Raw genomic sequence first — 3,939 nt, forward strand, 5'->3', positions numbered from 1 at the left:
GTGCACGTCGGAGAGGGTCTCGGTGCAGAGCACGACGACGTTGTCGCTGTCGAGGAAGGCCGGGTCGCTGGACCAGCGCTGGATGGCCACCAGGTTGGCCTTGTCGGCGTCGCCCATGAAGCCCAGATCGGCCATCGGCACGATCATCTACCACACCTTCGATTTCGACCGCGACTACTACATTCCTGCCGAAGAGGTCGCCCGTGACCAGGAAAAGGCCAAGGAGGCTTATGCATGACGATCGCTGATCAGACGGGCGATACGCATCACGACGAACACGCCCATCACAGCAGCCCGACGCAGCTCGGCTTCTGGATCTACCTCATGAGCGACTGCCTGATCTTCGGCACGCTCTTTGCAACCTATGCCGTTCTGGGCCGCTCCTATGCGGGCGGCCCCTCGCCGGCCGACCTGTTCGAGCTCGACTTCGCCCTTATCGAGACGGCGCTTCTGCTGTTCTCCTCGGTCACCTTCGGCATGGGCATGCTGCGGATGGACAAGGGCGACAAGGCAGGCCTGATGAAGTGGCTGATCGTCGCCGGCCTTTTCGCCGTCGGCTTCCTGGCGATGGAGATCTATGAATTCCATCACTTCATCGAACTCGGCGCCACGCCGGACCGTTCGGCCTTCCTTTCGGCCTATTTCACCCTGGTCGGCACGCACGGCCTGCACGTCACCTTCGGCACGATCTGGCTGATCGTTCTTCTGTTCCAGCTGTCGCGCAAGGGCCTCACCGAAGCGACGCGCCGGCGCACGGCGACGTTGTCGATGTTCTGGCACTTCCTCGATCTGGTCTGGATCGGCGTGTTCTCGCTTGTCTATCTTACGGGAGTGGTTCTATGAGTTCAGCCAACGAACATGCATCCCGCGACGGTCACGGCCATGAAAGCCACGGTCACGGCAGCTTCAAGTCGCTGATGACCGGCTTTATCCTGGCGGCCGTCCTCACCATCATTCCCTTCGGACTGGTGATGGCCGACGCGATCTCCAGCAAGGGTTTCCTGATTGCCGTGATCATGATCTGCGCCGCGGCGCAGATCCTGGTGCATCTGAAATATTTCCTGCTCCTGAGCAGCCACCAGGAAGAAGGCTGGACCATGGCGTCCTCGCTTCTGGCCCTGATCCTGCTCCTGATCGTGCTCGCCGGCTCGCTCTGGGTCATGCACAACATGAACAAATACATGATGCCCCTTCCGGAAAGCGGCTACACCTATCTCGATGACGGCACGATCGTCTGCGCCACGCCCGAGATCGCCCAGCAACTGCGCGATGCCGGCGTGACGGGCAACATCATCGTCCAGGGCCAGCAGTAAGCCTTTGCCCTGCCGCGTCTTCCGCCTCCCCTCGGCTCCCGCGGGGAGGCGTTTTTGTTTCAAGAGCCGTTGACGGCGCGTCGGGCTTTCCGGAAATCGATTCCGATTCTCGGGCCGATGCGCTAGAGCATTTCGCAGTCAGATGGAAACATCTGACGTCCGCGAAAATGCGTCAAAACAAATAGATGGAGCGGTTGCGCGTTTCCAAGAATGGCGGAACCGCTCTAGAACCCGCGACAGGCCGCTGCATTCCGGCGGTCGGGAAGGAAATTCGCCATGGTCGCCTCCTCCAGAAAACGTCTGATCGCCATCACCGCCGTCGCGGCCGTGATCTTCGCCGGCTTCGCGGCGCTCGGCATCTGGCAGGTCTATCGCCTGCAATGGAAGCTTGACCTGATCGCTGCCGTCGAGGCGCGGGTGGAAGCCCCGGCCGTGCCGGCGCCGGGCCCCGCCGACTGGCCTGAGATCACGCGCGCGAAAGATGCCTACCGCCACGTGACCGTCACCGGCAAGCTCATCAACAGTCAGGAAGTGCAGATCTACTACCCGACCGAACTCGGGCCCGGCTACTTCGTGATGACGCCGCTTTTGCGTCCGGACGGCAGCTATGTGCTGATCAATCGCGGCTTCGTGCCGGAGGAAAAGCGCGCGCGCTCGACCCGCTCGGCGCCGGAAGGCGAAGTGACCATATCCGGCCTCCTGCGCATGTCGGAGGACAAGGGCTGGCTGTTCTCGCGCGCCAACGATCCGGAGAACGGGAACTGGTACCGTCGCGACGTGGCCTCGATCATGGCAACCAAGGGGCTGAGACCCTTTGCCCCCTATTTCATCGATGCCGACAGCACCGTCAATCCGGGCGGCTATCCGATCGGTGGGCTGACAGTGGTGAAGTTCCGCAACGCACATCTGAGCTACGCGCTGACCTGGTTCGCCATGGCGCTCGGCACGCTTGCCCTTTATGCGCTGGTGCTGCGCTATGAAGGCGTATGGGGCACGCGGCCGCCGCCGGAAGAAGACGGGGAATAGGCCTTTCCGCGGCAGCGCGCGCTTCGGCAGCACTGCGGATAGGGCCGAGCTTGGCCGTCACCTTTTTCCGCCTGTGGAAAGCGATGAAGAAATCGCGCCCGCGTGCGGGTTCTACCACAGGTTGGTAGCCGATGAGGGTGGCGAGCAGTCATCTTTCGCCATATCGACATTTCGGCGAATGCGATTCGTCCGGCCCGCGCGCCCCGGCCTACGGGGCCGCAGACACTTCCTGTATCATTCCCCCTGTCATATTGTGTTAACTGTGAATATGGAATTCATGCGTGCGAAACACTATATATGGTGAGTTCGGGCATTTCAGTTCGCAGATATTGTGTTATGGTGATTCTATCGAATCAAGCTGATGCGTCAGCGGCGTCCGGTCTTCAAGGTTTTGAGTCCTCATAAGCATGTGTCGAAGTGATGTTCCCCGTGGACAGCGCGCGCCGTGCCGACTTCTGAGGTATGAAAACGCCAGTCCGGTCAATGCGTTCGAGGAGACTGTTGAGAGAGAGTGGCGGTGACGACTTGCAACCGCCGCGCCTTCCCCGGCTTTCGGCCGGCAACGGTCCGGTCCGGAGCCGATCCTGTTGATGATCAACATGGCCGGCTCCGCAAGATGCGCGGGAAAGCGCCGGCGATATGATCGGCGCTTTTGAAAAACAATGATTATGCGAGGATAACGATGAAGATCACTGTCTACTCCAAACCGGCTTGCGTGCAGTGCAATGCGACGACCCGCGCGCTCGAGCGCAAGGGCCTCGACTATGAAGTCGTCGACGTGTCGGTGGACAACGAAGCCTATGACCATGTCGTCGGCATGGGCTATCGCCAGGTGCCCGTCGTCGTTGCCGGCGAACAGCACTGGTCCGGCTTCCGCCCGGACATGATCGGCACCCTCGCCTGACCGTGTAATGCCGGCCCGAGGGCCGGCGCGCGAGCGCGCCCGCGCGGGAAAACGCAGCGGGCGCAGCAAGGACAAGACGGCGCGTCAAAGGACGCGCCGTGCTGGTGAAGAGGGAAAGGGATGACGGGCATGCTCGTCTATTATTCCAGCGCCACGGGCAATACGCACCGTTTCGTGACCAAGACCGGGCTCGAGGCAAGACGCCTCGGCCCCCAGGGGGATACGGAAACGGTGGATGCGCCCTATGTCCTCGTCGTGCCGACCTATGCCGGCGGCGACGGACGCGGCGCAGTGCCGAAGCCGGTCATCCGCTTCCTCAACAATCCGGAGAACAGGGCGCTGATCCGCGGCGTCATCGCTTCCGGAAACACGAATTTCGGAGAGACCTACGGCATTGCCGGCGACATCATCTCCGCGAAATGCAAGGTACCGTACCTCTATCGTTTCGAACTGCTCGGGACGGAAGAGGATGTCATCAACGTCAGACAGGGACTGGAAGAGTTTTGGAAACGGCAGAACTGAGGGTGGCCACAAGCGCCGAGGACGAAACCGTTCAGGAAACGGGCATGGAGAAAAGCGCCGACAAGGGCTCTGAAAAGGCCTCCGCCAAGACCAAGGCGGCGGCGCTCGACTATCACGCGCTGAACGCGATGCTCAATCTCTATGACGAGAACGGGCACATCCAGTTCGACAAGG

Annotated in this window: 7 protein-coding genes; 6 read left to right on the forward strand and 1 reads right to left on the reverse strand. The window is 61.3% G+C overall.

Translation table 11 applies throughout. The features are described 5' to 3' along the window. Positions 1-147 (reverse strand): hypothetical protein (locus AC5DC2_RS20620; RefSeq protein ID WP_491699840.1); only part of this gene is annotated, 147 nt, incomplete at its 3' end. On the opposite strand from AC5DC2_RS20620, the gene AC5DC2_RS20625 reads away from it, so the two are divergent. The 6 genes from AC5DC2_RS20625 to nrdI all read left to right on the forward strand — a co-directional run bounded on the left by AC5DC2_RS20625 (position 116) and on the right by nrdI (position 3,765). Continuing rightward, complete coding sequence (locus AC5DC2_RS20625; RefSeq protein ID WP_491699838.1) at positions 116-238, forward strand: hypothetical protein; 123 nt, start codon at positions 116-118, stop codon at positions 236-238. The two genes, AC5DC2_RS20620 and AC5DC2_RS20625, sit on opposite strands and share 32 nt — an antisense overlap. Next, complete coding sequence (gene cyoC / locus AC5DC2_RS20630) at positions 235-843, forward strand: cytochrome o ubiquinol oxidase subunit III (protein WP_024706300.1); 609 nt, start codon at positions 235-237, stop codon at positions 841-843. The genes AC5DC2_RS20625 and cyoC overlap by 4 nt, the downstream gene beginning before the upstream one ends. Next, positions 840-1,313, forward strand: coding sequence for a cytochrome o ubiquinol oxidase subunit IV (gene cyoD / locus AC5DC2_RS20635; RefSeq protein ID WP_491699839.1), 474 nt, complete (start codon positions 840-842; stop codon positions 1,311-1,313). Before cyoC ends, cyoD begins: the two co-directional genes overlap by 4 nt. A 276-nt stretch (positions 1,314-1,589) precedes the next feature. After that, the gene (locus AC5DC2_RS20640; RefSeq protein ID WP_024706302.1) at positions 1,590-2,339 is read left to right on the forward strand and encodes an SURF1 family protein; all 750 of its coding nucleotides are present in this window, start codon (positions 1,590-1,592) and stop codon (positions 2,337-2,339) included. 682 nt (positions 2,340-3,021) lie between these two features. Continuing rightward, complete coding sequence (gene nrdH, locus AC5DC2_RS20645) at positions 3,022-3,243, forward strand: glutaredoxin-like protein NrdH (RefSeq protein ID WP_024706748.1); 222 nt, start codon at positions 3,022-3,024, stop codon at positions 3,241-3,243. A 120-nt stretch (positions 3,244-3,363) separates the two neighbouring features. After that, positions 3,364-3,765 (forward strand): class Ib ribonucleoside-diphosphate reductase assembly flavoprotein NrdI, encoded by a 402-nt coding sequence (gene nrdI, locus AC5DC2_RS20650; RefSeq protein WP_024706749.1) that lies wholly within the window; start codon positions 3,364-3,366, stop codon positions 3,763-3,765. The last annotated feature ends 174 nt before the right edge of the window (positions 3,766-3,939 follow it).

This window comes from Martelella sp. (assembly GCF_984369615.1).